General features: G+C 69.2%; 22 protein-coding genes. 15 read left to right on the top strand and 7 right to left on the bottom strand.

All coding sequences use genetic code 11. The annotated features are described in order from the left end of the window. Positions 1 to 2: 2 nt before the first annotated feature. Positions 3 to 569, bottom strand: coding sequence for a hypothetical protein (locus tag WS92_RS12210; RefSeq protein ID WP_059930603.1), 567 nt, complete (start codon positions 567 to 569; stop codon positions 3 to 5). Between the two features lie 342 nt (positions 570 to 911). On the opposite strand from WS92_RS12210, the gene WS92_RS12215 reads away from it, so the two are divergent. The 10 genes from WS92_RS12215 (at position 912) to WS92_RS12260 (ending at position 12278) form a co-directional block, all read left to right on the top strand. Continuing rightward, a complete protein-coding gene (locus tag WS92_RS12215; protein WP_059930601.1) occupies positions 912 to 1892 on the top strand; it encodes an AAA family ATPase in 981 nt (326 codons plus the stop codon). A 71-nt stretch (positions 1893 to 1963) separates the two neighbouring features. Continuing rightward, entirely contained in the window at positions 1964 to 3085 is a 1122-nt protein-coding gene (locus WS92_RS12220; RefSeq protein ID WP_043281922.1) for an NAD(P)/FAD-dependent oxidoreductase, read from the top strand. Positions 3086 to 3219: 134 nt separating this feature from the next. Beyond that, on the top strand, positions 3220 to 3537 hold the full coding sequence (locus WS92_RS12225; protein ID WP_006024193.1) for a high-potential iron-sulfur protein: 318 nt from the start codon (positions 3220 to 3222) through the stop codon (positions 3535 to 3537). A 223-nt stretch (positions 3538 to 3760) separates the two neighbouring features. After that, positions 3761 to 5053, top strand: a complete 1293-nt coding sequence (locus tag WS92_RS12230) for an MFS transporter (protein WP_059930599.1) — start codon at positions 3761 to 3763, stop codon at positions 5051 to 5053. Positions 5054 to 5363: 310 nt separating this feature from the next. Next, positions 5364 to 6992 carry an ABC transporter substrate-binding protein gene (locus tag WS92_RS12235; RefSeq protein WP_059930597.1) on the top strand — a complete coding sequence of 543 codons (1629 nt, stop codon included), beginning with the start codon at positions 5364 to 5366 and terminating at the stop codon, positions 6990 to 6992. Between the two features lie 111 nt (positions 6993 to 7103). Further along, a complete protein-coding gene (locus WS92_RS12240; protein WP_006024197.1) occupies positions 7104 to 8114 on the top strand; it encodes an ABC transporter permease subunit in 1011 nt (336 codons plus the stop codon). A 98-nt stretch (positions 8115 to 8212) separates the two neighbouring features. Continuing rightward, on the top strand, positions 8213 to 9130 hold the full coding sequence (locus tag WS92_RS12245) for an ABC transporter permease subunit (protein WP_006024198.1): 918 nt from the start codon (positions 8213 to 8215) through the stop codon (positions 9128 to 9130). 1 nt (position 9131) lies between these two features. After that, positions 9132 to 10124, top strand: coding sequence for an ABC transporter ATP-binding protein (locus tag WS92_RS12250; RefSeq protein WP_009911032.1), 993 nt, complete (start codon positions 9132 to 9134; stop codon positions 10122 to 10124). Then, entirely contained in the window at positions 10121 to 11137 is a 1017-nt protein-coding gene (locus WS92_RS12255; protein ID WP_059930595.1) for a peptide ABC transporter ATP-binding protein, read from the top strand. Before WS92_RS12250 ends, WS92_RS12255 begins: the two co-directional genes overlap by 4 nt. Then, positions 11130 to 12278, top strand: coding sequence for a TraB/GumN family protein (locus WS92_RS12260; protein WP_059930593.1), 1149 nt, complete (start codon positions 11130 to 11132; stop codon positions 12276 to 12278). The genes WS92_RS12255 and WS92_RS12260 overlap by 8 nt, the downstream gene beginning before the upstream one ends. A 490-nt stretch (positions 12279 to 12768) precedes the next feature. Here the strand turns inward: WS92_RS12260 and WS92_RS12265 are convergent, their stop codons facing one another. The 5 genes from WS92_RS12265 to pxpB form a co-directional block, all read right to left on the bottom strand. After that, on the bottom strand, positions 12769 to 13725 hold the full coding sequence (locus WS92_RS12265) for a DUF979 domain-containing protein (RefSeq protein WP_059930591.1): 957 nt from the start codon (positions 13723 to 13725) through the stop codon (positions 12769 to 12771). After that, a complete protein-coding gene (locus WS92_RS12270; protein WP_015600507.1) occupies positions 13722 to 14465 on the bottom strand; it encodes a DUF969 domain-containing protein in 744 nt (247 codons plus the stop codon). The genes WS92_RS12265 and WS92_RS12270 overlap by 4 nt, the downstream gene beginning before the upstream one ends. Before the next feature lie 497 nt (positions 14466 to 14962). Beyond that, positions 14963 to 15727: a 5-oxoprolinase subunit PxpA gene (gene pxpA / locus WS92_RS12280; RefSeq protein WP_059930589.1), complete on the bottom strand. Its 765-nt coding sequence runs from the start codon at positions 15725 to 15727 to the stop codon at positions 14963 to 14965. 56 nt (positions 15728 to 15783) lie between these two features. Next, positions 15784 to 16872, bottom strand: coding sequence for a 5-oxoprolinase subunit C family protein (locus tag WS92_RS12285; RefSeq protein WP_059930586.1), 1089 nt, complete (start codon positions 16870 to 16872; stop codon positions 15784 to 15786). Beyond that, a complete protein-coding gene (gene pxpB, locus WS92_RS12290) occupies positions 16869 to 17525 on the bottom strand; it encodes a 5-oxoprolinase subunit PxpB (RefSeq protein WP_059930584.1) in 657 nt (218 codons plus the stop codon). Before pxpB ends, WS92_RS12285 begins: the two co-directional genes overlap by 4 nt. A gap of 149 nt (positions 17526 to 17674) precedes the next feature. Here pxpB and WS92_RS12295 point away from each other — a divergent pair, with 149 nt between their 5' ends. Continuing rightward, positions 17675 to 18187 (top strand): winged helix DNA-binding protein, encoded by a 513-nt coding sequence (locus WS92_RS12295; protein ID WP_010113407.1) that lies wholly within the window; start codon positions 17675 to 17677, stop codon positions 18185 to 18187. 80 nt (positions 18188 to 18267) lie between these two features. Here the strand turns inward: WS92_RS12295 and WS92_RS12300 are convergent, their stop codons facing one another. Beyond that, positions 18268 to 18864, bottom strand: coding sequence for a 5-formyltetrahydrofolate cyclo-ligase (locus WS92_RS12300; RefSeq protein WP_006024209.1), 597 nt, complete (start codon positions 18862 to 18864; stop codon positions 18268 to 18270). 21 nt (positions 18865 to 18885) lie between these two features. On the opposite strand from WS92_RS12300, the gene WS92_RS12305 reads away from it, so the two are divergent. From WS92_RS12305 to WS92_RS12320, 4 genes are all read left to right on the top strand, one after another. Then, positions 18886 to 20841, top strand: coding sequence for a lytic transglycosylase domain-containing protein (locus WS92_RS12305; protein ID WP_059930582.1), 1956 nt, complete (start codon positions 18886 to 18888; stop codon positions 20839 to 20841). A 120-nt stretch (positions 20842 to 20961) separates the two neighbouring features. Beyond that, positions 20962 to 21921 (top strand): complex I NDUFA9 subunit family protein, encoded by a 960-nt coding sequence (locus tag WS92_RS12310; RefSeq protein WP_059930581.1) that lies wholly within the window; start codon positions 20962 to 20964, stop codon positions 21919 to 21921. A gap of 64 nt (positions 21922 to 21985) precedes the next feature. Next, positions 21986 to 22633, top strand: coding sequence for a glutathione S-transferase family protein (locus WS92_RS12315; protein WP_059930579.1), 648 nt, complete (start codon positions 21986 to 21988; stop codon positions 22631 to 22633). Next, entirely contained in the window at positions 22630 to 23871 is a 1242-nt protein-coding gene (locus tag WS92_RS12320; protein WP_006024213.1) for a multifunctional CCA addition/repair protein, read from the top strand. Before WS92_RS12315 ends, WS92_RS12320 begins: the two co-directional genes overlap by 4 nt. Positions 23872 to 23983: the final 112 nt, after the last annotated feature.

Consider the following 23983-nt stretch of genomic DNA (forward strand, 5'->3'; position numbering starts at 1 on the left):
GCTCAGTCCGCGACGACGCGTGCGCGCACGCGGTAGACGAGCTGCGGGCCGCGGTCGGCGAGCGTCCAGTCGGTCCACTGCGCGGCGCGCGCGTTCAAGTCCGGGTGGCTTGCGACGATGCGCCGCGGCGGCGCCGACGTGCACGGCGCGCCGGCGGACGGCGCCGCGCCTTCGTCGGCGAGCGTCTCCTGCGCGTCGATCGCGAGCGCGACCGCGCCGTCCTCGACGTACAGCGGCGCGACGGTGATCGTGCGCGACAGGCCGGAGCCGGGTGCGTCGGCCGCCGACGCGGCCGCTGCGGCGCAGCCTTGCGCCGGCGCGACGGGAAAGCTGTGCGTGTCCGAACGGGCCTGGCCGACGGTGGTTTTCTGCTCGAACGTGTCGATCGTCTGGCCGTCGCGCACCACCTGGATCTCCCAATCGATCACGGGCTGCGGGCCGCTTTGCGCATGCGCGACGAGCGCGGCGCCGGCGAGCGCGCCCGCGACGCAGGCTTCGAGCACGAATTCTCCGGCGCGGGCGAGCCGGGAGGCGGGACAGGTGGACATCTTACGCTTAAACGAAATCATCGAACTTCCGACCGCGCGGGTTTTTGCTCGGTTCAATTTTCGCGCGCGGCGCCGTTATCGGGGACATCGACGACATGTGCGCGACGCGCGGATTTTTCAAGCGTCGGGCGACGCGGCAAACGGGCGCGGCGGCGCGGCGCGCAGGGGCGGCGCGCCGCGGATGGCGGCGCGATGCGCACGACGTGAACTCATGATCATACGCGCGGCGCGTGTCGCGTGCAGCATCGCGAGCATGTCAGCAGCAGACCCCGACGGCTGCTCGCTTGCACGGGATGCCGGGCTGGCTACACTGAAATCGAAGGGGTCCGATGGACGGACAGCGGTAGCAAGGCGAGGTGGGCGATGACGACGGCGATGGTGAAACAGGAACTGGCGGTGGCTTCGTTCAGCACGGTCTACGATATCGAGCGAGTCGAGACGGCGCTGAATGATCTGAACGAAGGCGCGAGCGATGCGCTGCGCGCGACTTACGAGAAGATGCTGAAGACGGGCAACCTGCGCTTTTGCGTGAAGCCGACGCGCATGCCCGCGTTCGATTCGCTCGCGGACGAATTGCCGAACTTCGCCGAGCCGCTCGACGACGTGCGCAAGCAGGTGGCGCTGTGCCTCGAAACCGACGACCGTCTCGAATTGATGCCGATCCTCCTGCTCGGCGAGCCGGGCATCGGCAAGACGTATTTCGCGAAGGCGCTCGCGAAGATGCTCGGGACCGCTTACCACTATGTGCCGATGAGTTCGCTGACGGCCGGCTGGGTGCTGTCGGGCGCGTCGTCGCAGTGGAAGAACGCGAAGCCGGGCAAGGTGTTCGACGCGCTCGTCAACGGCTGCTACTCGAACCCCGTGATCGCGATCGACGAGATCGACAAGGCGGGCAGCGACGCGCAGTACGATCCGCTCGGCGCGCTGTATGCGCTCCTCGAGCACGATACCGCGTGCGCGTTCGTCGACGAATTCGCCGAGGTGCCGATCGACGCGGGCAACGTGATCTGGATCGCGACCGCGAACGACGCGAGCGCGATTCCCGAGCCGATCATGAACCGGATGAACGTGTACGAGATCGAGCCGCCCGACGCGTCGGGCGCGCGCCGCATCGCGCAGACGATCTACGGCGAGATCCGCAACGCGCACGCGTGGGGGCGGCGCTTTCCCGACGCGCTCGGCTGCGACGCGCTCGACGTGCTCGCCGCGATGCCGCCGCGCACGATGCGCCGCGTGCTGCTGCACGCGTTCGGCGCGGCGCGGCTCGACGGGCGGGACGCGATCGCGCCGCGCGACATCCGCACCGACGAAAGCGCGGGGCGCCGCCGGCCGATCGGCTTTTGACGGCCGCCACGCGCGCACGCTTTGCGCGACGTACAATCGAAGGTCCTGCCTTCGAAGCGTGAGCGAAGCGAATGACAATGGAGCGGATTGATTGTGTGGTGATCGGCGCCGGCGTTGTCGGCGTGGCGATCGCGCGCGAGCTGGCCGCGCGCGGCCGCGAGACGCTGATCCTGGAAGCGGCCGACGCGGTCGGCACGGGCGCGAGCTCGCGCAGCAGCGAGGTGATCCACGCGGGGCTCTACTACCCGCGCGGATCGCTGAAAGCGTCGCTGTGCGTGCACGGGCGAGACCTGCTGTACGACTTCTGCGACACGCACCACGTGCCGCACCGGCGCTGCGGCAAGCTCGTCGTCGCGACCTCGCCCGCACAGGCGAAGCAGTTGAAGGTGATCGCTGCGCGCGCGGAAGAAAACGGCGTGCTCGATCTGCTGACGCTGTCGCGCGACGAGGTGCAGGCGCTCGAGCCCGAGCTCGAATGCATCGAGGCGCTGTTCTCGCCGAGCACGGGCATCGTCGACAGCCATCAATTGATGCTCGCGCTGCTCGGCGACGCCGAGCGCGGCGGCGCATCGTGCGCGCTGCGCTCGCCCGTCGAATCGATCGACGCGGCGGGCGGCCGCTTCGTCGTGCGCACGGGCGGCGATGCGCCGGCCGCAATCGAGGCCGCGTGCGTGATCAACAGCGCGGGGCTCGGCGCGCAGGCGCTCGCCAAGCGCATCCGCGGGCTCGATTCGCGCTGGGTGCCGCCGCTCTATCTCGCGCGCGGCAATTACTTCAGCCTGTCCGGCCGCGCGCCGTTCGCGCACCTCGTCTATCCGGTGCCGGACCGCGCCGGGCTCGGCGTTCATCTGACGCTCGATCTCGCCGGCGGCGCGCGCTTCGGGCCCGACGTCGAATGGATCGACACGCTGCGTTACGACGTCGATCCGCATCGCGCCGAATCGTTCTACACGTCGATCCGCGCGTATTGGCCCGGATTGCCCGACGGCTCGCTTCAGCCGGCTTACGCGGGCATTCGTCCGAAAGTCTCCGGGCCTGGCGAGCCCGCTGCCGATTTCGTGATCCAGGGCGCGGCGCAGCATGGCGTGCGCGGGCTCGTGAACCTGTTCGGCATCGAGTCGCCCGGGCTCACCGCGGCGCTCGCGATCGCGCAGCGCGTCGGCGAAATGGCGGCGCGCACGCCGCATGCGTAGGCTGCGTGACGATTTCTTGTTCTCCGTTGGCTTATCTTCGGAATTACCCGCGACACATCGGGGCGCGTGAGCGGTATGCTTGTGCGCTGCTGCCGCCAGAGCAGCGACAACCCACAATGTTGGAGCGAATTCCCATGAAAACGTCCCGCCGGAGTTTCCTGATCACGAGCGTCGGCGCCGTGTCGGCGCTCGCGCTCACGCGCGAAGCGTTCTCGGCCGATTTGCCGATGCTGTCCGAAACCGATCCGACCGCCGTCGCGCTCGGCTACAAGGCCGACGCCACCAAGGTGGATAAGGCGAAGTTCCAGAAATACGTGGCAGGCGAAACCTGTTCGGGCTGCATGCTGTATCAGGGCAAGAAGGGCTCGGCATCGGGCCCGTGCGGCGCGTTCCCCGGCAAGCAGGTGGTGGCGAAGGGCTGGTGCAGCGCGTTCACGAAGAAGATGGCGTGACGCAGGCCTGGCGCGGCGTCGCGCCGCGCCGCACCGTGCCGAATCGACATGCACAGACGCCCGCCGTCCGACGACGGCGGGCGTTTTTTTTTATTGCTTGAAATCGATTCCGCCGCTTTCTACACTCGCTCCACGACGCTCGGCGCGGCGCCCGCCCTTTTTTTCAGGCGGCGATATCGGCGCACGGCGCATCACGAAAGCACGACGACAGCGAGGAGCGAGGATGTCATCCATTGCGGTTTCGACGAAAACGGCGGGACATGCGCTGAACCGGCGCGCGGTGGCGGCGGCCGTGATCGGCAACGCGCTCGAGTGGTACGACTTCACCGTTTTCAGTTTCATGACGGTCGTGATCGCGCAGTTGTTCTTTCCGACCAGCAACGAATATTCGTCGCTGCTCCTCACCACCGCGACGTTCGGCGTCGCGTTCTTCATGCGGCCGATCGGCGGCATCGTGCTCGGCCTCTACGCGGATCGCGCGGGACGCAAGGCGGCGCTGTCGCTCGTGATCCTGCTGATGACGGTCGGCATCTTCCTGATCGCGGTCGCGCCGCCGTATGCGGCGATCGGCATCGGCGGGCCGCTTCTCATCGTGCTCGGCCGCCTGTTGCAGGGCTTCTCCGCGGGCGGCGAATTCGGCAGCGCGACCGCGCTGCTGATCGAGGCGGCGCCGTTTTCGCGGCGCGGCTACTACGGCAGTTGGCAGATGGCGAGCCAGGCGGCGGCGCTTCTGCTCGGCTCGCTCGTCGGCGTGGCCGTGACGCGCGGCCTGTCGACCGAGGCCCTGCATGCGTGGGGCTGGCGCGTGCCGTTCCTGATCGGGCTCGTGATCGGGCCGGTCGGCTTCTACGTGCGCCGCCATCTCGTCGATTCGGAGGCGTTCCTGCAGGCGCGCGAGCGCGGCGAGCACGTGACGCTTCGCGAAGTGTTCGCGCGGCACGCTCGCGCGGTGATGTGCGGGCTCGGCGCGGTGATCGCGCTCACCGTCACCGTCTACGTGCTGATCAGCTATCTGCCGACGTTCGCCGTCAAGCAACTGAAGCTGCCTTACGGGCAATCGTTCTACGCGGTGATCATCGGCAACCTGCTGCTGACCGCGCTGTCGCCCGTCGCGGGCGCGTGGTCCGACCGGATCGGGCGCAAGGGGCTCTCGCTGTGGGCGCTCGGGCTCACGCTCGTGATGATCTATCCGCTCTTCGTGTGGCTCGACGCGTCGCCGAGCATCGCGCGGCTGATCGTCGTGCAGGCGATCCTGTCGGTGACGCTCGCCGGCTACTATGGCCCATTCGGCGCGATGATCGCCGAGCTCTTTCCGGCGAACGTGCGCTCGACGGGGCTGTCGCTCGCCTATAACGTCGCGGTGATGGTGTTCGGCGGCTTCGGCCAGTTCATCGTCACGTGGCTCATCAAGACGACGGGCTCGCCGCTTGCACCGACCTATTACGTGATGGCGGGGCTCGCGCTGTCGCTCGTCGCGCTCGCGTTCGTGCCGGCGAGAAGCAACGATCCCGATTGATCGACGTTGACGGCCGCAGGCCGAAAAGCATCACGCATTCCGTAACAGCCGCGGCCCGAATCCGTTCGATCTCCGAAGACCGTTGCGAAAATACGAAGATATAAGGGATAACGCTAATCTCGGCGCATCGTGCCGAATTGGCTCGGCATCGCGCGCGTTTTGCGCCGCAAAGCCGCGCATCTCCTTGCAATTGACGATTGCGAGCATATGACGAACGGTTTTTTCTCCAGCTTGTTCCTCTTACGAAAGCTCAAGTAATATCCGCCTACGCCGGCCTGGGCCGGCCTTGAACCGGAGACCTGGAGGAAACATGGAACATAACCGTCTGTTGCGCGCACTGCGTGTTACCGCCATCGCGGGCGTTGCAGCGGCATCTTGCGGCATCGCGGGCTCTGCATTCGCACAGATCCCGAACAAAACGCTCGTCTACTGCTCAGAAGGCAGCCCGGCGGGCTTCGATTCCGCGCAATTCACGACGGGCGTCGATTTCACTGCATCTTCGTTCCCGATCTACAACCGCCTCGTCGAGTTCGAGCGCGGCGGCACGAAGGTCGAGCCCGGCCTCGCCGAGAAGTGGGACATCTCGCCCGACGGCAAGGTCTACACGTTCCATCTGCGCCACGGCGTCAAATTCCACACGACCGATTTCTTCAAGCCGACGCGCGAATTCGACGCGGACGACGTCACGTTCACGTTCGAGCGGATGCTCGATCCGAACCAGCCGTTCCGCAAGGCGTATCCGGTGTCGTTCCCGTACTTCACCGACATGGGCCTCGACAAGCTGATCGTGAAGATCGAGAAGCTCGATCCGTATACGGTCCGCTTCACGCTGAAGGAGCCGAACGCGCCGTTCATCCAGAACCTCGCGATGCAGTATGCGTCGATCCTGTCCGCCGAATACGCGGACCAGTTGATGAAGGCGGGCAAGGCGGCCGACATCAATCAGAAGCCGATCGGCACGGGCCCGTTCATCTTCCGCAGCTACACGAAGGACGCGACGATCCGCTTCGACGGCAATCCTGATTATTGGAAGAAGGGCGCGGTGAAGATCTCGAAGCTGATCTTCTCGATCACGCCCGATCCGGGCGTGCGCGTGCAGAAGATCAAGCGCAACGAGTGCCAGGTGATGAGCTATCCGCGGCCCGCCGACATCGCGACGCTGAAGGCCGATTCGAACGTCGACATGCCGTCGCTGCCGGGCTTCAACCTCGGCTACCTCGCGTACAACGTGCAGCACAAGCCGGTCGACAAGCTCGAGGTGCGCCAGGCGCTCGACATGGCGATCAACAAGAAGGCGATTCTCGAATCCGTCTATCAGGGCGCGGGCCAGGCGGCGAGCGCGCCGATGCCGCCGACCCAATGGTCGTACGACAAGAACCTGAAGGCCGCCGCCTACGATCCGGCGAAGGCGAAGGCGCTGCTCGCGAAGGCGGGCTACCCGAACGGCTTCCCGATCACGCTGTGGGCGATGCCCGTGCAGCGCCCGTACAACCCGAACGCGAAGCTGATGGCCGAGATGATCCAGGCCGACTGGGCGAAGATCGGCGTGCAGGCGAAGATCGTCACGTACGAGTGGGGCGAGTACATCAAGCGCGCACATGCGGGCGAGCACGATACGATGCTGATCGGCTGGAACGGCGACAACGGCGACCCCGACAACTGGCTCGGCACGCTGCTCGGCTGCGAGGCGGTCAAGGGCAACAACTTCTCCGAGTGGTGCTACAAGCCGTTCGACGAGCTGATCCAGAAGGGGCGCGTGACGACGTCGCAGGACGGCCGCACGAAGATTTACATGCAGGCGCAGCAGATCTTCGCGCAGCAACTGCCGTTTTCGTCGATCGCGAACTCGACCGTCTATCAGCCCGTGCGCAAGAACGTCGTCGACATGCGGATCGAGCCGCTCGGCTATGCGCGCTTCGACGGCGTCAGCGTGAAATAAGCGCGTTGGTGCGCCGTTAGCCCGACTGCACGATAATCACCCGGCGACGGGGGGCCACGAGCTCCTCGTCGCCGGTCGCACATTTCCCACAAGAAAATATCGAGAAGCGTCATGTTCCGATTCGTCTTGCGCCGCGTGGGCATGGTGATCCCGACCTTCATCGGCATCACGGTGCTCGCGTTCGCGCTGATCCACCTGATACCGGGCGACCCCATCGAAGTGATGATGGGCGAGCGCGGCGTCGATCCGGCGATGCATGCGGAAGCCTTGCATCGCCTCGGGCTCGACGAGCCGCTTCCCATGCAGTACCTGCACTACGTCGGCCGCGCGCTGCGCGGCGACCTGGGCATGTCGATCATCACCAACACGAGCGTGATGGGCGAGTTCCTCGCGCGCTTTCCGGCGACGGTCGAGCTGTCGATCTGCGCGCTCGCGTTCGCGCTCGCGCTCGGGCTGCCGGCCGGCGTGTTCGCCGCGCTCCGGCGCGGCACGATCGTCGATCACGGCGTGATGGGCACGGCGCTCACCGGCTATTCGATGCCGATCTTCTGGTGGGGGCTCATCCTCATCATGGTGTTCTCGGCGACGCTCGGCTGGACGCCCGTGTCGGGCCGCATCGCCGTTGAATACGAGATTCCTCATGCGACGGGCTTCATGCTGATCGACACGCTGCTCTCCGGCGAGGAGGGCGCGTTCGCGTCGGCGGTGAGCCACCTGATCCTGCCCGCGATCGTGCTCGGCACGATTCCGCTCGCGGTGATCGCGCGGATGACGCGCTCGTCGATGCTCGAAGTGCTGCGCGAGGACTACATCCGCACCGCGCGCGCGAAGGGGCTGTCGCCCGCGCGCGTCGTCGTCGTGCATGCGCTGCGCAACGCGCTGATTCCGGTCGTCACGGTGATCGGCCTGCAGGTCGGCACGCTGCTCGCGGGCGCCGTGCTCACCGAGACGCTGTTCTCGTGGCCGGGCGTCGGCAAATGGCTGATCGACGCGATCGGCCGCCGCGATTATCCGGTCGTGCAAGGCGGCATCCTGATGATCGCGACGCTCGTGATCGTCGTGAACCTGGTCGTCGATCTGCTGTACGGCGTGCTGAATCCGCGCATTCGCCATACGAGGTAATCGAACATGCATCCCCATACTCATATCCATTCGCTGCGCCGGCGCCCGAGCGCCGCCGCGGCATTCGACCGCGCGCGCGCGGCCACGCGGGAGGCCCGATGAGCGACCTGCAAAACGCGATGCCGTCGCAGGCGGCGCCCGCAAGCGGCCGCGTGCTCGCGCTGCGCGAATTCTGGGCGAATTTCTCCCGCAACCGCGGCGCGGTCGGCGCCGGCATCGTCGTGCTCGCGCTGGTCGCAGTCGCGCTGCTCGCGCCGGTGCTCGCGCCGCACAGCCCGATCGAGCAGTACCGCGACCACGTGAAGATTCCGCCCGCGTGGCTCGCGGGCGGCAACTGGCAATTCGTGCTCGGCACCGACGAAGCGGGCCGCGACATCCTCTCGCGGCTGATGTACGGCGCGCGGATGTCGTTCTGGATCGGCTTCGTCTCGGTCGTGCTCGCGCTGATTCCGGGCGTCGTGCTCGGGCTCGTCGCCGCGTTCTTCCAGAAGTGGGCCGACACGCCCGTGATGCGCGTGATGGACGTGCTGCTCGCGCTGCCGTCGCTGCTGCTCGCGGTCGCGGTCGTCGCGATCATCGGCCCGGGCCTGACCAACACGATGTTCGCGATCGCGATCGTCGCGCTGCCCGCGTACGTGCGCCTCACGCGCGCGTCGGCGCTCGGCGAGCTGCAGAAGGAGTACGTGACGGCGTCGCGCGTCGCGGGCGCGGGCACGCCGCGCCTGATGTTCTCGCAGGTGCTGCCGAACTGCACGGCGCCCCTCATCGTGCAGGCGACGCTCGGCTTTTCGTCGGCGATCCTCGATGCGGCCGCGCTCGGCTTCCTCGGCCTCGGCGTGCAGCCGCCGACGGCCGAGTGGGGCGCGATGCTCGCGTCGGCGCGCGACTACATCGACAACGCATGGTGGATCGTCACGATGCCGGGCCTGTCGATCCTGATCTCGGTGCTCGCGATCAACCTGCTCGGCGACGGGCTGCGCGACGCGCTCGATCCCAAACTCAAGCGGATGGCCTGACATGAGCGATTTATTGACCATCCGCAATCTCGCGGTGAACTTCAACGGGCTGCCCGCGGTCGACAGGATCAACCTGTCGGTCGCGCGCGGCGAAGTGGTCGGCGTGGTGGGCGAATCCGGCTCGGGCAAGAGCGTGACGATGATGGCGCTGATGGGCTTGATCGACGCGCCCGGCATCGTCACCGCCGACGAAGTCACGTTCGACGGCGTCGATCTCTTGAAGGCGAGCCCGAAGGCGCGCCGCAGGATCATCGGCAAGGACGTCGCGATGGTGTTCCAGGACGCGCTGACGAGCCTGAACCCGAGCTACACGGTCGGCTATCAGATCAAGGAGGTGCTGAGGCTGCACGAGGGCCTGCGCGGCGACGCGCTGAGAAAGCGCGCGCTCGAACTGCTCGACCAGGTCGGGATTCCCGATGCGAAGAACCGCATCGACACCTTCCCGCACCAGATGTCGGGCGGCATGAACCAGCGCGTGATGATCGCGATGGCGGTCGCGTGCAATCCGAAGCTCCTGATCGCCGACGAGCCGACGACCGCGCTCGACGTGACGATCCAGGCGCAGATCATGGATCTGCTCGTCACGCTGCAGAAGGAGCGCGGGATGGCGCTCGTGCTGATCTCGCACGATCTCGCGGTCGTGTCGGAAGTCGCGCAGCGCGTCGCGGTGATGTACGCGGGCGAGATCATCGAGACGAACCGCGTGCCGGAGATCTTCGCGCATCCGCATCATCCGTACACCGAAGCGTTGCTCGCGGCGATTCCGGAGCACAATGCGGGCGCGAAGCGCCTCGCCGCGCTGCCCGGGATGGTGCCGGGCCGCGACGACAGGCCGAGCGGGTGCCTGTTCGCGCCGCGCTGCAAGTACGTCGTCGACGACTGCATGAAGGCGCGGCCCGCGCTTGCCGAGCTCGCGCCGGGCACCGGCGTGCGCGCGCGCTGCATCAAGCCGCTCAATCTGCAAGCGATGCACACCGAAGGAGGCGCGCGATGAACGCAGTCCACGAAACGCGCGAATCCGCCGCGCGAGACGACGTCGTGCTCGTCGCGGACCATCTCGCGAAGCACTACACGGTGCGGCGCGGGATGTTCGGCCACGGCACCGTGAAGGCGCTGAACGGCGTGTCGTTTTCGCTCGTGCGCGGCAAGACGCTCGCCGTCGTCGGCGAGTCCGGCTGCGGCAAGTCGACGCTCGCGCGGCAGCTCACGATGATCGAGCAGCCGAGCGCGGGGCACTTGTCGATCGACGGCCGCGACGTCGCGGGCGCCAACAAGGAAACGATCGCCGCGCTGCGCCGCCGCGTGCAGATGGTGTTCCAGAATCCGTTCGCGTCGCTCAATCCGCGCAAGACGGTCGAGCAGACGCTCGCCGAGCCGCTTGCGATCAACACGCGGCTCACGGCCGCCGAGCGCGCGCAGCGGATCGCGCAGATCATGCGCACGGTGGGCCTGCGGCCCGAGCATGCGAAGCGCTACCCGCACATGTTCTCGGGCGGGCAGCGCCAGCGCGTCGCGATCGCGCGCGCGATGATCCTCGAGCCGCGGATCGTCGTCGCCGACGAGCCGGTGTCCGCGCTCGACGTGTCGATCCAGGCGCAGATCCTGAATCTCTTCATGGATCTGCAGGAGCAGTTCAGGACGAGCTACGTGTTCATCTCGCACAACCTCGCGGTCGTCGAGCACATCGCCGACGACGTGATGGTGATGTACTTCGGCAGCGTCGCGGAGCTCGGCGACAAGAAGACGATCTACGCGCGGCCGCGGCACCCGTACACGCGCGCGCTGATGTCGGCGACGCCCGCGATCTTCGAGGCGGATCGCAAGATCCAGATCAAGCTGCAGGGCGAGCTGCCGTCGCCGCTCAATCCGCCGTCCGGCTGCGCGTTCCATCAGCGCTGTCCGTACGCGGTCGAGCGGTGCCGCGCCGAGGAGCCGAAGCTGCGCGACGTCGATGGCCGGCTCGTTGCCTGCCATCGCGCCGAGGAGGTGGGGGAGGCGAATGCCTGAGGCAGTGGCGGCGCGCGAAGCCGCGCGCCGCTCGCGTAACAGCGTGCGGCGCGTGGCGACGCACGCCGCACGGACGCCCCGGCGCTGGCGCGCGCGCTCGCTCGCGAGCGCCGTGCTCGCCGGCGCGTGCGCGACGGGCGGGCTCGCCTGGCCGTCCGTCGGCGCGCTGGCGGCGGGCAGCGTCGCGACCGCGCCGCTGCCGCAGGCGCCGATTCCCGCGCCGAGCATGTCGCTGCCGGGCTTCCACGCGCCGCCGCCGTCGACGTCGAACGGCACCGTCGCGAGCGGCGCGGTGCGCACGCAGCCCGCGCGGATGCCGTTCTACGTCGCGACGAAAAACAAGGTCACGATTTACGTGCTCGGCACGCTGCACGTCGGCGACCCCGCCGACTATCCGGCGAGCCAGCCGTTTCGCCGGCCGATCCTCGCGGCGCTCGCCGCGTCGCCGACACTCGCGCTCGAGCTGTCGCCGGACGATCTGCTCGAATCGCAGGACGACGTGTCGAAGTACGGCGTATGCAACTACGCGTGCCTGCCGCGCCTGTTGCCGCCGCCCCTCTGGCAGAAGCTCGCGAGCCGGCTGCGCGGCAATCCGGCCGCGCTCGCCGGCATCCGCAACATGCGGCCGTGGCTCGCGTCGCTCGTCGTCGAAACGTACGATTCGCTGTCGGCCGGCTTGCAGACCGAATACGGCACCGAGGCGCAACTGCAGAACGTGTTCCTGCGCAAGAAGGGCGGCAGGGTGGTCGGGCTCGAGACGCTCGCCGAGCAGATGCGCGCGTTCACGGGGCTCACGCTCGCGCAGCAGCGCGAGATGCTCGCGCAGGACATGGTGCAGACGCCCGCGCAGAACGCGGCCGACGTGCGCGCGCTGCATCGCCTCTGGCGCATCGGCGACGCGGACGCGATCGCCGCCTGGGCGAGCGCGAAGACGGAGCGGCTCGCGCGCGCGCAGTCGATCGCCGATTCGATCGACAACAAGATCGTCTACGAGCGCAACCGCCGCTTCGTCGCGCGGATGACGGCGATCGCCGCGCCGAACCGGCCGCTGTTCGTCGCAATCGGCGCGCTGCACCTGGGCGGCCCGAAGGGCGTGCTCGAATTGCTGCGGCAGCAGGGCTATCGCGTCGACGCCGGGTAATCGGGAACCCGAACGAACGGGCGGGCGAATAGGGATGGAGATGGGGATAGGGATAAACCCACATTTTGGCCGCGGCGCACGGGCAAACCCTGTTCCGACGATTGACACTCCAAGGCGCTAAACCTATGCTCCTTTCACCAAGCCGTAAAAAAGAAAATGCGCTACGGGGAACAATAAAAACAGCGCGGGGGTAGCGTTGCCGGCATGCTTTCGGCGTGCCGGCAACGGTTGTCTGCATGCACGACGGGGCCAGTCACGACAACAAGCCACCATGCAGGCACGTACGCCTATTCGATGGGCGTTCCGCCGTCCGGCCGGGGGAAGCAGATGCGGGCGGCGGCGGACGCATTTTTCATCCTGAGCGACGGATTCGGTCGCGACGATGCGGGGCCGCTGGCCGGCCTGCCGCGCGGATCGGCCGGCCGATCGAAGCAAAAGCGCCCGAGGGCGCTTTTTTCATGTGCGCCGTGCGGCCGCGCGCCGCGTCCGCTCACCGAAACATCAGAACATTCAGCAGAACGATGTTCGTCGCGAGCAGCGCGAGCGCGGTCGGGATCTGCGCCTTGATCACGCCGTTCTTGTCGGGCAGCTCGAGCAGCGCGGCGGGCACCATGTTGAAGTTCGCGGCCATTGGCGTCATCAGCGTGCCGCAGTAGCCGGAGAACATCCCGATCGCGACCATCACGGCCGGATCGCCATGGAACACGTTGACGAGGATCGGCACGCCGACGCCGCCCGTCATCACCGGGAACGCGGCGAAGCCGTTGCCCATCACCATCGTGAAGAGCGCCATCCCGATGCAGTACACGGCGACCGCGACGAGCCGGTAATCGAGGTTCACATACGCGGTCGTCACGTGCGCGACCGCCTTGCCGACGCCCGCGTCGGAGAACACGAGCCCGAGCATGCCGAGCATCTGCGGCAGCACGGCCGCCCACGACAGCGCGTCGATCAGCCGCCGCGCCTCCTGCAGCGACTGGCCGACCGAATCGCGCGTGATCTGGCATGCGAAGCCGAGCGCGATCACGCAGCCGATGCCGAAGCCGATCAGCGTGACGTTCTTCGGATCGACGAGCGGCGCGCCGCCGACGTGCAGATGGCTTGCCGCGAGCGTGATCGCGACCGTCACGAACGGAATCGTGAGCGCGGGCATGAAGAGCCGGTTGCCGATGCGCGCGGCGCTCGCGCGGCGCGCATCGTCGGACGGCAGCTTCGGCTTGGCCGCCGTCACGCCGCCGAAGCCCGCGATCAGCGCCATCACGATCACGAGCGCGCCGACGAGCTCGACGGGCAGCTTGTCGCCGATGAGGAAGACGAGCGCGTACAGCAGCCAGAAGCCGCCCGCGGTGAAGCGGCGCGGGTGCGCGCGGTCCGTGACGATCGTCGCGCCGACCGCGAGCAGCACGAGGCCGACGAGCCAGAACAGATAATCGATCGTGAGCGTCATGCGCGGCCTCCGTTGTCGGCGGCGGGGTTCGCGGCGAGGTGCGACGCGGCGCCCGCGCGCAGCTCGCGTTCGAGCCGGCGGTCGAGCAGCCACAGCCGCAGGCCGTGGATCAGGAACGCGGACGCGGCGGTCGGGATGCCCCAGAGCGCGACGTGCATCGGTTCCACCGCGATGCCCGCTTCCTTCAGGAACGTCACCATCAGCACGATCGCGCCGAACGCGACGAAGATGTCTTCGCCGAAGAAGAGGCCGACGTTGTCGGTCGCGGCCGCGTACGCGCGCAGCCGGTGGCGGATCGCGTCGGGCAGCGGACCGAAACGGTTCTCGGTCGCGCCTTCGGCCATCGGCGCGATCAGCGGCCGCACCATCTGCGGATGACCGCCCAGGCCCGTCAGGCCGACGGCCGCCGTCAGCTCGCGCACGAGCAGATAGAGGATGAGGAGGCGCCCCGCAGTGGCCGCCCTGATGCTCGCGATCCACGCCTGCGCGCGCTCGCGCAGCCCGTGCCGCTCGAGGAGGCCGATCACGGCGAGCGGCAGCAGGATGATGAGCGGGATGTTGCGGGTCTTGAGGAAGCCCGCGCCGATCGCGGCGAGAATCCGCTCGGGCGGAAAGTGCGCGCTCGCTGCCGTCACGATCGCCGCGGTCGCGACGATCAGCATCGGGTTGAAGCGCAGCGCGAAGCCGACGACGATCACGGCGACGCCGATCAGCGGCCATAGACTTACGGTGCCTTGCATGAACATTCTCCTGACATGGGTTGACGCGCGCCGTCTTCGGGCGGCGCGCGGCGGCTTGCGATCGGCGCGCGGCCGTCGCGCCGATGGGCCTTCGCGGCTCTCATGGCCGCTCGGGACTGCGGAGTGGACGCGCGCTCGTCGTGCGCGTCCGCCCGATCCTGGCGACGGCGAAGGCTGTCGCGCGGACATGGGTGCGCGCCGGCCTTCGCCGTGTCGGCGAATCGTTCGTGCGGCGGGCGCGGCCCGCCGCCTGCAAGGTGTCGTGTGCGCCCGGCGCGCGGGCGGTGTTCATGCTTCGTGACCTTCTCGGTCTTCGCTGCGCGCAGCCGGACGGCAGGCGTGCGGTCGACGGGATGCGCGATGCGCACGCGCCTTGACGATCGCCTTCGCGGCTTCGGCGCGGGCAGGCCGCTCGCGCAGGGCCGGGTCGCTGGGAAAAAGCGCCGCCGGCCGCGCGTGCGAATCAGACGAATCCGGAACGCATCCCGCGCGAAGCGTTACGCGCGCTCTCCCGCGTGCAGCGCGCCGGGCGCGTGCACGTCGATGCCGGCCGCTTCGAGCGCGTGGCGGATTTGTCTCGCGAAGGCGAGCGCGTGCGGGCCGTCGCCGTGCAGGCAGACCGTCTGCGCGTTGAGCGGCACCCATTCGCCCGTGACCGCGCGCACGCGCTGGCCGCGGACCATCTCGAGCGTGCGCGCGAGCATCTCGTTCTCGTCGTCGACGAGCGCGCCCGGCTGGCTGCGCGGCACGAGCGAGCCGTCCGCGCGATAGCCGCGATCGGCGAACACTTCCTCGACGGCGACGAGCCCCGCGTGCCGCGCGGCATCGACGAACCCGCTTTTCGCAAGGCCGAACACCGCGAGCGACGGATCGAAATCGTGGATCGCCGACACGACCGCGTCGGCGATCTCGGGCTCGCGCGCGGCCTGGTTGTACAGCGCGCCGTGCGGCTTCACGTGCGCGATGCGCCCGCCTTCCGCCTGAGCGATCGCAGATAGCGCGCCCAATTGATACAGCACGCCCGCGTAGATCTCGCTCGCGGGCAGATCCATTTCCCTGCGGCCGAAATTCTCCGGATCGTGAAAGCTCGGATGCGCGCCGATCGACACGCCTTTTTCGACCGCCCAGCGCACGCAGTCGCGCATCGCCGTGGCGCCGCCCGCGTGCCAGCCGCACGCGATGTTCGCCGATGTGACGAAGTCGAGAAGCGCCTCGTCGGAGCCGCAGCCTTCGCCGAGGTCGGCGTTCAAATCGATTTCCATGACGTTTCTATCCAAAGCGTTCGCGGCCGGCCGCGCGGCGGCACCCGGCCCCGGAATCATGCGGCCACCGCCCGCGCGGCGCGCGCGCGCTGCAGCGCTTCCTCACGCATCTCGATCGCGATGTCGATCTGCCGCAGGTACGCGCGCTCGGCGGCGAGCGCGTCGCGCGCGGCCGCCGCCGTCACGCGGACGAAGCGGACCGGCAGGTTCAGGCGCGCCTGCGCGAGCTTCCAGAGGTCCGCGCGGATCACGGCGCCGATCCGCGGATAGCCGCCCGTCGTCTGCGCGTCGTTCATCAGCACGATCGGCTGGCCGTTGCCCGGCACCTGGATCGTGCCCGGCAGCACCGCGTGCGACAGCAGGTCGCCCGTCTCGGTGCGCTCGAGCTTCGCGCCCGCGAGCCGGTAGCCCATCCTGTTGCTGTTCGGCGTGACGATCCATTCCTCGTCCCAGAACGCCTGCTGCGCCGCCGGCGCGAAGCTCGCGTATTGCGGGCCGGGCAGCACGCGCACGGGCATCGCCCATGCGGCGTGCGCGTGCCTGGCGTGCTTGTGGCGGCGCGGCTCCCTGTCGACGCGCGCGAACGCGCACCACGCGGGCGCCTTCACGCCGAACTCGGGCGCGTCGGGCGCGACGCACGCGGGCGCGGCGGCGGGCGGCGCGCCGACGGGCAGCCGGTCGCCGTCGCGCAGCACGCGGCCGCCGAGGCCGCCGAAGCGCGACGCGAGATCGGTGCTGCGCGAGCCGAGCATCGGCAGCACGTCGATGCCGCCCGCGACGCACAGATAGCCGCGCATCCCGCGCTTCGCGACGGGCAGCGCGAGCGTCTGGCCGGCCGCGACGGGCACGCTCCACCACGAGTAGATCGGCACGCCGTCGAGCGTCGCGCCGAACTCGGTGCCGGTGATCGCGATGCGCGCCGCGCGCGGAAAGCGGAACGACGCGGGGCCGAGCGTGATTTCGATCGCGGCGGCGTCCGGCCGGTTGCCGACGAGGCGATTGCCCACTTCGAGCGCGAGCGAGTCGAGCGCGCCGCTTTGCGCGACGCCCAGATGGCGATAGCCGCGGCGGCCGAGATCCTGGACTGTCGACAGCGGCCCGGCGCGCAGCACTTCGATGCCGCTCGTTGCTTGGCGTGAAGTCATCCGGTATGCACCCCCGCGACGGTGAAGCGCACGCGGTCGCCCGGCTGCAGCAGCGTGGGCGGCGTGCGCGCGGGATCGAAGAGCGCGAGCGGCGTGCGGCCGATCAGTTGCCAGCCGCCCGGCGCGGCGGCCGGATAGATGCCCGTCTGCTCGCCGCCGATGCCGACCGAGCCGGCGGGCACCTCGAGCCGGGGCACGGCGCGCCGCGGCGTGTGCAGCGAGCCGTCGAGGCCGCCCATGTACGTGAAGCCCGGCTGAAAGCCGAGGAAGAACACGACGTAGGCGCCCGCCGAATGGCGGCGCACGACTTCGTCGCGCGCGAGCCCCGTGTGCTTCGCGACCGCGTCGAGATCGGGGCCGAATGCGCCGCCGTACTCGACGGGGATCTCGATCTCGCGGCCGTTTTCGGCGACGCCGTCGGCGTCGCGCCACGCGGCCTTCATCAGCGGCGCGAGCGTGTCGGCCGTCGTTTCGAGCGGGTCGAACACGATCGTCAGGTTGTTCATGCCGGGCACGACGTCTACGACGTGCGGCCAGCCCGCCGCCGCGCTCGCGACCGCCCACACGCGGCGCTGGCATTCGAGCGTCGCGGGCGGGGGCGCCTCGCAGACGAGGGCGGTGTCGCCAAGCGGATAGATGCGTGGAGTGGTCATCGGTGGCAAGCAAACGGCGTTGAGCCGGGTGAAGAATACATTATCAATAAAATGTCGATAACTTATTGTCAAAAAATTTTGCCGGACGTCGCGCGGACGACTTTGGCGTACACTTTCGCGCACCTCCGACTCGCCTTCGCCGATCCGCCATGCAGCGCCATCCGACCAAGATCGTATCGTCCGAACATCTCGTTTCCGAGACAAGCGCGGAGCTCTCCGAGCTTGAATATGCGCTCATCATGGCGGGAAATGCGTTCAATCGCTGGATGGTCCGGTGCATGGCGGCGGCCGGCGCGAAGGACATGACGGCGGTCGAGGTGTCGCTGCTGCACCACGTGAGCCACCGGGACCGCAAGAAGAAGCTGGCCGACATTTGCTTCGTGCTCAACATCGAGGACACGCACGTCGCGACGTATGCACTCAAGAAGCTGGTAGCTAGAGGGTACGTAAAAAGCGAAAAGACAGGCAAGGAAGTGTTCTTCGACGCGACCGACGCGGGCCGCGCGCTCTGCCTCAAGTACCGCGACGTGCGCGAGCGCTGCCTGATCGAGACCCTGAAGGACAGCGGGCTCACGAACGAGCAGATCGGCGACGCCGCGCAACTGCTTCGCCACGCGTCGGGGCTGTACGACACCGCGGCGCGCGCGGCCGCGTCGCTGTAGCTTCCGGGCGGCGCTGCGGCGGGGCGGGCAGTGCCGCGCCGAGCGCCGGCCGCCGCGCCCCGCGTGCCGGCCGGCGCGCGTCAGTCGCCGGACCGATGGAGCCGCGTCTCGGTGACGATCCAGTCGAGCGGCAGATCGTGCGCTTCGCGCGGCAATTCGCGCACGCCGCACGCGTCGTAAGCGACGCCGACCGTCACGGGCCGCGCCGTGCCCGGCCACGCGGCGAGCGTGCGGTCGTAATAGCCGCCGCCGTAGCCGAGCCGGAAGCAGCCGTGATCGAAGCCGACGCACGGAATCAGCAGCAGGTCCGGCACGAGCCGCGCGCCCGCCGCGGGCTCGGCGATCCGGTGGCGGCCCTCGCGCATCGGCGCATCGGGCGTCCACGCGTGGAATTCGAGCGGCGTGCGAGGCGCTCCGATCACGGGCAGCGCGGCCTGCCGGCTCGCGTCGCCCGCGAGCCACGACGCGATCATCTCGCGCGCGTCGAACTCGCCCGCGAGCGGCCAGTAGAAGCCGACCGTGCGCGGCGCGGCTTGCGCGAGAATCGCGAGCACGCGCTGCGCGAGCGCGTCGTGCGCGAGCGGCGAGCGATGCGCGTCGAGGCGGCGCTGCGCAAGCGTTTCGCGCAGCGTTTGCTTCGGGTTCGGCGCTTGGGCGCGTGCTATGCTTTCGCTCACTAGAGTGCTCCGTATACAACGATGTCAACCAGACTTTTTCGAGTATATCGCGCGTTCGCGGCGCCCCTCGTCGCGGCCGTGCTGGCCGCGGGGACGGCCGCCTGCGCCGCGCAGACCGCCGACGAAGTGGCGTCGAACGACGATCGGGTGTTCGTCCAGTTGCGCGAGGCCGCGCGCAGGAACGATCCGGTGCGCGCCGCGCAGCTCGCCGCGCTGATCCCGAATTATCCGGCGCCGTCGTATCTCGATTACTTCCAGATCAAGCCGCAACTGTTCGACTCGGCGGGCCACGCGCGCCTCGACGCGCCCGACGCGCCGGTGCTGTCGTTCCTGTCGCGCTACGACGGCCAGGCGATCGCCGACCGGATGCGCAACGATTACCTGCTCGTGCTCGGCGCGCGCCACGACTGGCGCACCTTCGACGAGCAGTACAAGCGCTTCGTGCTAGACGACGACACGCAGGTCAAGTGCTATGCGCTCGAATCGCGCGCGGCGCAAGGCGAGAACGTCGCGGACATGGCGCGCGAGCTGCTCGTCGAGCCGAAGTACTACGGCGATGCGTGCGTCGACCTCATCACCGCGCTCGCGGCGAACAAGCAGTTCTCGAGCGACGACGTGTGGGCGCAGGTGCGCCTCGCGTACGAGCAGAACTACACGACGCTCGGCGGCAAGATCGCCGACGCGCTCGGCCCGCGCCCGGTCGGCTTCGATCAGGTGACGAGCGCGCCGCCGCTCTTCCTCGCGCGCGGCATCGGCTCCGATGCGGTGTCGCGGCAGCTCGCGCTCGTCGCGATCACGCGGATGGCGCGCAACGACCCGGAAGCGGCGGCGGGGCAGCTCGCGTCGCTCGCGTCGACGCTGACGGCGGACGAGCAGGCGATCGGCTGGGGCGAGATCGGCTATCAGGCGACGGTCAAGCGGCTGCCGCAGGCCGCGTCGTGGTATCGGAAGTCGATGGGCGCGCCGCTGTCGGATCCGGCGTACGAATGGCGCGTGCGCGCGGCGCTCCTCGCCGGCGACTGGCCGATGGTGCGCCGCTCGATCGAGCAGATGCCCGAGCGGCTGCGCGACGACACCGCGTGGATCTACTGGCGCGGCCGCGCGCTGAAGGAAGGCGGCGACACGCTGAAGGCGAACCAGGAATTCGAGCGGATCGCCGGGCAGTTCAACTTCTACGGGCAGCTCGCGGGCGAGGAGCTCGGCCAGAAGACGACGATCCCGCCGCGCGCGAAGGTGACGGACGCCGAGATCGACGCGATGGGCAAGGTGCCGGGCTTCGCGCTCGCGCAGCGCTTCTACGCGCTCGATCTGCGGCTCGAAGGCAACCGCGAATGGAACTGGCCGCTGCGCGGGATGACCGATCGGCAACTGCTCGCCGCGGCCGAGTACGGCAAGCGTGTCGACCTGCTCGACCGCACCGTCAACACCGCCGATCGCACGACGGCCGAGCACGATTTCTCGCTGCGCTATCCGTCGCCGTATCGCGACATCGTCGAGCGCTACGCGCGGACCAACGGGCTCGACATCGAATGGGCGTACGGGCTGATCCGCCAGGAATCGCGCTTCATCACGAACGCGCGCTCGTCGGTGGGCGCGGGCGGCCTGATGCAACTGATGCCGGCGACGGCGCAGCTCGTCGCGAGGAAGCTCGGCCTCGGCACGGTCACGCGCGCGCAGATGCACGACATCGACACGAACGTGCAGCTCGGCACCTGGTACCTGTCCGATATCTACCAGAAGTTCGACAACTCGGCCGTGCTCGCGACGGCCGGCTACAACGCCGGGCCCGGCCGGCCGGCCCAGTGGCGGCAGGGGCTCGCGCGCCCCGTCGAGGGCGCGATCTTCGCGGAGACGATCCCGTTCAACGAGACGCGCGAATACGTGAAGAACGTGCTGTCGAACGAGACGTACTACGCGGCGCTCTTCGAGAAGAAGCCGCAATCGCTGAAGGCTCGCCTCGGCTTCATCGCGCCGTAACGCGCGTCGCGCAACGGCCCGGAACATCGCACAGGCGTTTTCCGGGCGCCGCCGGCCGACGCTTCGTGTGAGATTCGCCGCCGCGCATCGCGCGGCGGCGCGCTTGGGTGAGGCACGATCATGCAAGGCCAGACCATCGCCGTGCTCGGCGGCACGGGCTTCATCGGCAGCCGCCTCGTCAACGCGCTCGTCGAGGCGGGCGCGCGCGTCCGGATCGGCTCGCGCCGCCGCGAACATGCGCGGCATCTCGCGATGCTGCCCGTCGACATCGTCGAGCTGTCCGCGTTCGACGTGCGCGAGCTCGCCCGCTTCGTCGCGGGCGCGAACGCGGCCGTCAACCTCGTCGGCGTGCTGCACGGCGGGCACGGCAAGCCTTACGGCGAACGCTTCGAGCGGCTGCACGTCGCGCTGCCCGCGGCGCTCGCCGCCGCGTGCATCGAAGCGCGCGTGTCGCGCATGCTTCACGTGAGCGCGCTCGGCGCCGATCCGCGCGCGCCGAGCATGTACCTGCGCTCGAAGGGCGACGGCGAGGCAGCGCTGCGCGCGCAGGCCGCGGCGGGCGTGCTCGACGTGACGGTGTTCCGGCCGTCAATCGTGTTCGGTCCGGGCGACGCGTTCGTCAATACGTTCGCGCGGCTGCAGCGAATCTTTCCGGTGCTGCCGCTCGCGATGCCCGACGCGCTGATGCAGCCGATCTACGTCGGCGACGTCGCGCAGGCGATCGCGAACGCCTGCGCGCGCGACGCGACGCGCGGCCGGACCTACGAGCTCGGCGGGCCGCGCACGTACCGGCTCGAGGAGATCGTCCGCTATGCGGGCAGGCTCGCCGGCCGCCCCGCGCGGATCGTCCGGCTGCCCGACGCGCTCGCGCGGCTGCAGGCGTGCGTGTTCGAGATGCTGCCGGGCGAGCCGCTCATCACGCGCGACAATCTCGCTTCGCTGTCGGTGCCGAGCGTGATGACGGGGCCGATCGCGCCCGAGCTCGGCATCACGCCCGCGAGCCTCGAAAGCATCGCGCCGACCTACATCGGCGACGCGGCGCCGCGCTCGCGCTTTCCCGGCCGGCGCACGCGCCGGTAAGCGGACGGAACGACCGCGGCCGCCGCGGGCGGACCGGACGATCGACAACTACAGGATGAATCCCATGAAACTCGTGATCGGTGACAAGAACTATTCGTCGTGGTCGATGCGCCCGTGGGTGCTGATGAAGCACTTCGGAATCCCGTTCGACGAAGTGATGATCGGGCTGCGGCTCGACGACACGACCGAGCGCATCCGCGCGCACTCGCCGTCGGGCAAGGTGCCGTGCCTCGTCGACGACGACGGCGGCGCGGTCTGGGATTCGCTCGCGATCGTCGAGACGCTCGCCGAGCGCTTCCCGCAGCATGCGCTGTGGCCGAGCGATCCGGCCGCGCGCGCGCACGCGCGCAGCGTGTCCGCCGAGATGCACGCGGGCTTTACCGCGCTGCGCGCCGAGATGCCGCTCAACGTGCGCGAGTCCCACCCCGGGCGCGGCGCGACGCCCGCCGCGCTCGCCGACGTCGCGCGCATCGACGAGCTGTGGCGCACGTGCCTCGCCGCGTCGGGCGGCCCGTTCCTGTTCGGCGCGTTCTCGATCGCCGATGCGATGTACGCGCCCGTCGTGCTGCGCCTGAAGACCTACGCGCCGCCGCTGTCGCCCGAGGCGAGCGCGTATGCGGCGCGCGTCGCCGAGCTGCCGGCCGTGCGCGAATGGATCGAGGGCGCGCGCGGCGAGACCCGCGTGATCGACCTCTACGGGCCGTCGCGATGAGGATCTACGCGGTGGGCGGCGCGATCCGCGACGAACTGCTCGGCTTGCCGGTGCGTGATCGCGACTACGTCGTCGTCGGCGCGACGCCCGAGCAGATGGCCGCGCAAGGCTTCAAGCCGGTCGGCAAGGATTTTCCGGTGTTCCTGCATCCGGACACGCATGAGGAATACGCGCTCGCGCGCACCGAGCGCAAGACGGCGGCCGGCTATCACGGCTTCCAGTTCCATTACGCGCCCGACGTCACGCTCGAGCAGGATCTCGTGCGGCGCGACCTGACGATCAACGCGATGGCGCGCGAAGTGAGCCCGGACGGCGCGCTCGTCGGGCCGGTCGTCGATCCGTTCGGCGGGCAGGCGGATCTGCGTGCGAAGCTGTTCCGGCACGTCGGCGGCGCGTTCGTCGAGGATCCGGTGCGCATCCTGCGCGTCGCGCGCTTCGCGGCGCGCTTCGCCGAGTTCTCGGTTGCACCGGACACGGCCGCGCTGATGCGCAAGATGGTCGATGCGGGCGAGGCTGACGCGCTCGTGCCCGAGCGCGTGTGGCAGGAGCTCGCGCGCGGGCTGATGGAAGCGAAGCCGTCGCGGATGTTCGCGGTGCTGCGCGAATGCGGCGCGCTGGCGCGGATCCTGCCCGAGATCGACGCGCTCTTCGGCGTGCCGCAGCGCGCCGACTATCACCCGGAGGTCGACACGGGTGTGCACGTGATGATGGTGATCGATCACGCGGCGAAGCAGGGCTATTCGCTGCCGGTGCGCTTCGCGGCGCTCACGCACGATCTCGGCAAGGCGACGACGCCCGCCGACGTGCTGCCGCGCCACATCGGCCACGAGGGCCGCAGCGTCGATCTGTTGAAGCCGCTGTGCGAGCGGCTGCGGGTGCCGAACGAGTGCCGCGATCTGGCGCTCGTCGTCGCGCGCGAGCACGGCAACCTGCATCGCGTGATGGAGATGGGCGCGGCCGCGCTGGTGCGCCTGTTCGAGCGCGCCGATGCGCTGCGCAAGCCGGCGCGCTTCGCCGAGGCGCTGCAGGCGAGCGAGGCCGACGCGCGCGGCCGGCTCGGCCTCGATGCGACGCCCTATCCGCAGGCCGAGCGGCTGCGGCAGGCGCTCGTCGCCGCGCGCTCGGTCGACGCGGGCGCGATCGCGCAGGGGCTCGCGGGCGAGCCCGCGAAGATCAAGGATGCGGTGCACCGCGCGCGCGTGCGCGCGGTCGCGCAGGCGATCGGCATAGCGGACTGAGGCCGGCGGCGCCGACATGGTGGGGTTGGGCAGCCGAGCCCGGCGATCGGCCGCTCTTCGATGGTAGTGCCCCCGCGAATGCGGCTCGTCCTATCGAATCGCCGCGTCTGTC

Origin of the sequence: Burkholderia sp. MSMB1588 (assembly GCF_001546925.1) — a bacterium.
Taxonomy (GTDB): Bacteria; Pseudomonadota; Gammaproteobacteria; order Burkholderiales; family Burkholderiaceae; genus Burkholderia; species Burkholderia humptydooensis.

Bases quoted from the DNA above. Each gene is read 5' to 3' on its own strand.
- WS92_RS12210 (WP_059930603.1), bottom strand. From the start codon at position 569: ATGATTTCGTTTAAGCGTAAGATGTCCACCTGTCCCGCCTCCCGGCTC.
- WS92_RS12215 (WP_059930601.1), top strand. From the start codon at position 912: ATGACGACGGCGATGGTGAAACAGGAACTGGCGGTGGCTTCGTTCAGC.
- WS92_RS12220 (WP_043281922.1), top strand. From the start codon at position 1,964: ATGACAATGGAGCGGATTGATTGTGTGGTGATCGGCGCCGGCGTTGTC.
- WS92_RS12225 (WP_006024193.1), top strand. From the start codon at position 3,220: ATGAAAACGTCCCGCCGGAGTTTCCTGATCACGAGCGTCGGCGCCGTG.
- WS92_RS12230 (WP_059930599.1), top strand. From the start codon at position 3,761: ATGTCATCCATTGCGGTTTCGACGAAAACGGCGGGACATGCGCTGAAC.
- WS92_RS12235 (WP_059930597.1), top strand. From the start codon at position 5,364: ATGGAACATAACCGTCTGTTGCGCGCACTGCGTGTTACCGCCATCGCG.
- WS92_RS12240 (WP_006024197.1), top strand. From the start codon at position 7,104: ATGTTCCGATTCGTCTTGCGCCGCGTGGGCATGGTGATCCCGACCTTC.
- WS92_RS12245 (WP_006024198.1), top strand. From the start codon at position 8,213: ATGAGCGACCTGCAAAACGCGATGCCGTCGCAGGCGGCGCCCGCAAGC.
- WS92_RS12250 (WP_009911032.1), top strand. From the start codon at position 9,132: ATGAGCGATTTATTGACCATCCGCAATCTCGCGGTGAACTTCAACGGG.
- WS92_RS12255 (WP_059930595.1), top strand. From the start codon at position 10,121: ATGAACGCAGTCCACGAAACGCGCGAATCCGCCGCGCGAGACGACGTC.
- WS92_RS12260 (WP_059930593.1), top strand. From the start codon at position 11,130: ATGCCTGAGGCAGTGGCGGCGCGCGAAGCCGCGCGCCGCTCGCGTAAC.
- WS92_RS12265 (WP_059930591.1), bottom strand. From the start codon at position 13,725: ATGACGCTCACGATCGATTATCTGTTCTGGCTCGTCGGCCTCGTGCTG.
- WS92_RS12270 (WP_015600507.1), bottom strand. From the start codon at position 14,465: ATGCAAGGCACCGTAAGTCTATGGCCGCTGATCGGCGTCGCCGTGATC.
- pxpA (WP_059930589.1), bottom strand. From the start codon at position 15,727: ATGGAAATCGATTTGAACGCCGACCTCGGCGAAGGCTGCGGCTCCGAC.
- WS92_RS12285 (WP_059930586.1), bottom strand. From the start codon at position 16,872: ATGACTTCACGCCAAGCAACGAGCGGCATCGAAGTGCTGCGCGCCGGG.
- pxpB (WP_059930584.1), bottom strand. From the start codon at position 17,525: ATGACCACTCCACGCATCTATCCGCTTGGCGACACCGCCCTCGTCTGC.
- WS92_RS12295 (WP_010113407.1), top strand. From the start codon at position 17,675: ATGCAGCGCCATCCGACCAAGATCGTATCGTCCGAACATCTCGTTTCC.
- WS92_RS12305 (WP_059930582.1), top strand. From the start codon at position 18,886: ATGTCAACCAGACTTTTTCGAGTATATCGCGCGTTCGCGGCGCCCCTC.
- WS92_RS12310 (WP_059930581.1), top strand. From the start codon at position 20,962: ATGCAAGGCCAGACCATCGCCGTGCTCGGCGGCACGGGCTTCATCGGC.
- WS92_RS12315 (WP_059930579.1), top strand. From the start codon at position 21,986: ATGAAACTCGTGATCGGTGACAAGAACTATTCGTCGTGGTCGATGCGC.
- WS92_RS12320 (WP_006024213.1), top strand. From the start codon at position 22,630: ATGAGGATCTACGCGGTGGGCGGCGCGATCCGCGACGAACTGCTCGGC.